6 protein-coding genes are annotated in these 5,134 nt (G+C 55.1%); 4 read left to right on the top strand and 2 right to left on the bottom strand.

The genetic code is table 11. The annotated features are described in order from the left end of the window. Positions 1 to 30: 30 nt before the first annotated feature. Both csdE and csdA read right to left on the bottom strand, forming a co-directional pair. Complete coding sequence (gene csdE, locus RTY00_RS19445) at positions 31 to 486, bottom strand: cysteine desulfurase sulfur acceptor subunit CsdE (RefSeq protein WP_101762005.1); 456 nt, start codon at positions 484 to 486, stop codon at positions 31 to 33. A gap of 4 nt (positions 487 to 490) precedes the next feature. Beyond that, positions 491 to 1,696, bottom strand: coding sequence for a cysteine desulfurase CsdA (gene csdA / locus RTY00_RS19450; RefSeq protein WP_312665616.1), 1,206 nt, complete (start codon positions 1,694 to 1,696; stop codon positions 491 to 493). A 206-nt stretch (positions 1,697 to 1,902) separates the two neighbouring features. Here csdA and RTY00_RS19455 point away from each other — a divergent pair, with 206 nt between their 5' ends. The 4 genes from RTY00_RS19455 (at position 1,903) to rlmM (ending at position 4,916) form a co-directional block, all read left to right on the top strand. Further along, positions 1,903 to 2,127: a YgdI/YgdR family lipoprotein gene (locus tag RTY00_RS19455; protein WP_008109575.1), complete on the top strand. Its 225-nt coding sequence runs from the start codon at positions 1,903 to 1,905 to the stop codon at positions 2,125 to 2,127. Between the two features lie 333 nt (positions 2,128 to 2,460). Beyond that, entirely contained in the window at positions 2,461 to 3,378 is a 918-nt protein-coding gene (locus RTY00_RS19460; RefSeq protein ID WP_008109573.1) for a transcriptional regulator GcvA, read from the top strand. 49 nt (positions 3,379 to 3,427) lie between these two features. Further along, positions 3,428 to 3,823: a DUF423 domain-containing protein gene (locus RTY00_RS19465; RefSeq protein ID WP_008109570.1), complete on the top strand. Its 396-nt coding sequence runs from the start codon at positions 3,428 to 3,430 to the stop codon at positions 3,821 to 3,823. After that, entirely contained in the window at positions 3,816 to 4,916 is a 1,101-nt protein-coding gene (gene rlmM, locus RTY00_RS19470; RefSeq protein WP_312665617.1) for a 23S rRNA (cytidine(2498)-2'-O)-methyltransferase RlmM, read from the top strand. The genes RTY00_RS19465 and rlmM overlap by 8 nt, the downstream gene beginning before the upstream one ends. The last annotated feature ends 218 nt before the right edge of the window (positions 4,917 to 5,134 follow it).

Below are 5,134 nucleotides of genomic sequence, written 5' to 3' on the forward strand. Positions count from 1 at the left end.
ATTGAAGAAGTTTCTGGCGAAGGCAGCGCGTCAAACGGCCTGAGCGTGCAGACGAGCAGCGCGTTGCACCGCATCCGCCAGCGCCTGTAAACCGCTGCTGCGCGACGCACTGAGCTGTGCGCGCAGACCTAACGTATCAAACAACGCCAGCGGATCTTGCTGCAGCAAGTCGGCTGGCGTTTTGCCTTCCACCGCCGTCAGCAACACCGCCAGCAATCCACGTACGATGCGTCCTTCGCTGTCGCCATAAAAGTGCAGCGTGCCGTTGTTCAATAATTGGCTGCTGAGCCACACGCGATTTTCACAGCCCGTAAGCTCGATATCCGGCGTTTTCAACTCTTCCGCTAACGCAGGCAGCTGGCGGCTAAGCTGGATCAACTGACGATAGCGATCTTCCCACTGATGAAAATGGGTGAATTTTTCCGTCAGGCTGGCTGCGGTAATCAGATCGCCGAACGGATGCGGGGCGAGCAGAGTTGATGTCATGGGCTTATTCACTCAGTAAGTCGACGGCATGGCGCATGGCGCGCACCAGCGCATCCACGTCCTGCAAATTATTATAGGGGGCGAACGAGACGCGCAGCGTGCCGGTTATGCCAAGCGCCGCCATCAGCGGCTGCGCGCAGTGCTGTCCGGCGCGTAACGCGATGCCGTGCTCGGCGAGCAGCGTGACGATGTCGCTATGATGAATGCCGGCAATATCAAACGCCAGCAGGCTGGCATTGCCACAGCGAAAGCTGCGGAAACCGGGGATCTCGCTCAGCTGCTCTTCTGCCAGGCTTGCTAGTTGCTGGCTCCACATTTCAGCCTTTTTGCCATCATGTTGCGCCAGCCACTCCAGCGCGGCACTCAAACCCACTACGCCCGCAACGTTGGGCGTTCCGGCCTCAAAACGCCACGGCACTGGCTGCGGCGTGAAACCGTTAAAATCGACCTGCGTCAGCATTTTGCCGCCGCCTTGCCATGGATCCATCGCCTCCAGCAATTCCGCCTTGCCATACAGCACGCCAATGCCCATCGGGCCGTAAAGTTTATGGCCGGAAAAAGCATAGAAATCAATATCCAGCGCCTGCACATCCGGCGGACAATGCACCACGCCTTGTGCACCATCAACCATCACTTTGGCGCCGACGTCATGGGCTAAACGGATCGCCTGCGCCAGATCCGGACAGCCGCCGGTGACGTTCGACATCTGGCCAACGGCTAACAATCGGGTGCGTGAATTGAGCAACGCCGGCAGCTGCGCGATATCAGGCAAACGATCGGCGCCCAGCGGCCATTTCACTACTTTCGCGCCCGCCGCTTTTGCCACCATCAACCACGGCACCAGATTGGCGTGGTGCTCGGCTTCGCTAACCACGATTTCATCGCCAGCTTGCAGTCGCGGTGCCAACCAGCTGTTCGCAACCAGATTGATCGCTTCGGTGGTGCCGCGCGTCCAGACAATCTGCCGATCGTCCGCAGCATTGAGCCAGCGCGCCACTAAACCGCGCGCCTGTTCGTATTTTTCCGTCAGCGCGCGGGCGGCAGCGAACTGGCTGCGATGCACGGTGCCTGCGCTTAAGCTGTAGAACTGTGCTGTTGCATCGATCACCGCCTGCGGCTTGAGCGCAGTGGCCGCGCTATCGAGGTAGATACCGGCATCGCTCATTGCGGGGAACTGCTGGCGGAAGGCGCCTGGGGAAAAAATGGTCATACTCAGCCCACTGTTAATCATATTAGGACCAGGCTGAAAGCTGGCCCGTTGCCTGGCAAAGCTGGAAAAGCGCGTTATGCTAATTATTGCAAGGTTTGAACCGAAACCCGCATAACGCGTCGCTATTCACAGTCGATTTCACTGGCGCTACCTTTGGTGAGCGCATGCGGGTGGTTTAATGCAATCAATCTGCAAGGAGATAGAAGATGAATAAACTCACCGCAGTGCTGGCCGTGTGTACTTTGGCCTTTACCCTGTCCGCATGTTCCAGCAATTACGTGATGCATACTAATGATGGTCGCACCATCGTCGCCGACGGCAAACCTAAAGTTGATGACGAAACCGGTATGATCAGCTATCAGGATGCCAATGGCAACAAGCAGCAGATTAACCGCTCTGACGTCAAAGAGATGGTAGAGATGGGGCAGTAAACAGGTAAAAAAAAGCACCGCAATTTGCGGTGCTATTTAAAATCACTATGGACAGACAGGGTAAATCTACAGGAATTAAAAGCTTGATCTGCAAGCGGCAGATCAAAATGCAAACACAACATCACGACCACAAGCCAAAAGCTCTCCAAAAGTCTGCGATCTCTCGCACGTTTCCAGAAATCTTTTCGTTCCGGCTCAGGAAGTGCGGCAACTATAGGTATTTGCTGGAGCTTCCTCAACGGACAAATTATAATGTCTCGGATTAAAAAAACTAATACGTAGCGACTTTGTATAAGTTGAAGTATTACCTTGTCAATCCGGATACGGAAAACCATGTCTAAACGCCTTCCGCCGCTCAATGCTTTACGCGTCTTCGATGCTGCTGCCCGTCATTTGAGCTTCACCAAAGCCGCTGAAGAGCTGTTTGTTACCCAGGCTGCTGTCAGCCATCAGATCAAATCTCTGGAAGATTTCTTAGGTTTAAAGCTGTTTCGCCGGAGGAATCGTTCGCTTTTACTGACAGAAGAAGGTCAAAGCTACTATTTAGACATCAAGGAGATTTTCTCCGCCCTAAACGATGCCACGCGCAAGTTGCAGGCGCGCAGCGCCAAAGGTGCACTTACCGTCAGTTTGCTGCCGAGTTTCGCCATTCAGTGGCTGGTGCCTCGCCTTTCCAGCTTTAATATGGCTTATCCGGGCATCGACGTGCGTATCCAGGCGGTGGACCGTGATGAGGAGAAATTGGCGGACGACGTCGACGTGGCGATTTTCTACGGTCGCGGCAATTGGCCAGGCCTGCGCGTTGAGAAATTGTATGCCGAATATTTGCTGCCGGTCTGCTCACCAATGTTGCTGACCGGCGATAATCCACTGAAATCACCGGCTGATTTGGCGCACTGCACGCTGCTGCATGATGCATCGCGCCGCGACTGGCAATCCTATACGCGCCAGCTGGGTTTGCAGCACATTAATGTGCAACAGGGCCCGATCTTCAGCCACAGCGCCATGGTATTGCAGGCGGCGATTCATGGTCAGGGCGTGGCGCTGGCGAATAATGTGATGGCGCAGAGTGAGATTGAAGCCGGTCGCCTGGTGTGTCCTTTTAATGACGTATTAGTCAGTAAAAATGCTTTTTATCTGGTTTGTCATGACAGCCAGGCAGAACTGGGTAAAATAGCCGCCTTTCGTCAGTGGATCCTGGAAAAAGCGGCCAATGAACAAGAAAAATTCCGTTTTCGCTACGATCACTAATGCGTTGCTGGCTGCACAGTGATGTGCGCATTACCTTGAGGATTCTTTGATGTCCAGTCGTGCCATGTTTGTTTTTGCGGCTATCAGTGGATTTTTACTGGTGGCGTTTGGTGCTTTCGGGGCGCATGTGCTGAGCAAATCGCTCGGCCCGGCCGAAATGGCGTGGATACATACCGGCCTCGAATATCAGGCGTATCACACGTTGGCGGTGATCGGCTTGGGTGCCGCCATGCTGCGCCGCGCCAATATCTGGTTTTACTGGAGTAGCGCCGCGATGGCGCTCGGTACCGTGTTGTTCAGTGGCAGCCTCTATTGTCTGGCGCTGTCGCACATGAAGTTTTGGGTTTTTGTTACGCCAGTGGGCGGCTTGTGCTTCCTTATTGGTTGGTTCTTGATGTTGATTGGCGCACTGCGTCTGAAACGAAAGGCAGATCGCCATGAATAAAGTTTTACTCTATTGCCGTCCGGGATTTGAGAAAGAGTGCGCGGCAGAAATCAGCGTGAAAGCCGCTGAGCGCGAGATTTACGGCTTCCCGCGCGTCAAAGATGACTCGGGTTACGTGCTGTATGAGTGCTATCAGCAGGAAGACGCTGAAAAGCTGATCCAAACGCTGCCGTTTGCCGAGCTGATCTTTGCGCGTCAGATGCTGGTGGTGGGAGAGCTGCTGCGCGATCTGCCGCCAGAAGATCGCATCACGCCGATTGTCGGCATGCTGACCGGTGTGGTGGAGAAGGGCGGTGAACTGCGGGTTGAAGTGCCGGATACCAATGAAGCGAAAGAGCTCACCAAGTTCTGCCGTAAATTAACCGTGCCGCTGCGTGCCAGCCTGCGTGAAAGCAAAATCCTGCTTAATTACGAAACGCCGAAACGTCCGGTGGTGCACGTGTTCTTTATTGCGCCGGGCACCTGCTACGTTGGCTATTCGCTGCCGGAAAACAACTCGCCGTTCTACATGGGCATTCCGCGCCTGAAGTTCCCGTCCGATGCGCCGAGCCGTTCCACGCTCAAGCTGGAAGAGGCCTTCCACGTGTTTGTGCCGGCGGATGAGTGGGATGAGCGTTTAGCCAGCGGCATGTACGCCGTCGATCTCGGCGCTTGCCCCGGCGGCTGGACCTATCAACTGGTGAAACGCAGCATGTGGGTATTTGCGGTGGATAACGGCCCAATGGCGCCAAGCCTGATGGATACCGGACAAGTCACGCACTGCCGCGAAGATGGTTTTAAATTCCGTCCGCCGCGTACCAATATCAGCTGGCTGGTGTGCGACATGGTGGAAAAACCGGTGCGCGTAGCGAGCCTGATGACTGAATGGCTGGTGAATGGCTGGTGCCGTGAAGCGATCTTCAACCTCAAGCTGCCCATGAAAAAGCGCTACGAAGAAGTGACGCAGAACCTGGCGATGATTGATGACGCGCTAAAAGCGCAGGGCATTAATGCCCAGATTCAGGCGCGTCAGCTCTATCACGACCGCGAAGAAGTCACCGTTCACGTACGCCGGTTGTGGGCGGCAGTTGGCGGCCGTCGCGACGAGCGGTAATCCTGCTTCATACTTTGCGCTACAGCGGCGTTGGCTGCGCTTGCTCGCCCCGGTCACATACTGATGTATGCTCCCGGGGACTCGCGCACTTGCCGCCTTGCTTTAGCACAAATTATTTCGCAGGATATGCTGTGTTTTGTAGGGTCGCCATTTATGGTGACCAGGTGCGCATGAAGGTACAAACCGGGCTGATGGGTAACACTTTAGACCGGGCACAT

Origin of the sequence: Pantoea sp. CTOTU49201, assembly GCF_032054795.1 — a bacterium.
Lineage (GTDB): Bacteria > Pseudomonadota > Gammaproteobacteria > Enterobacterales > Enterobacteriaceae > Pantoea > Pantoea symbiotica.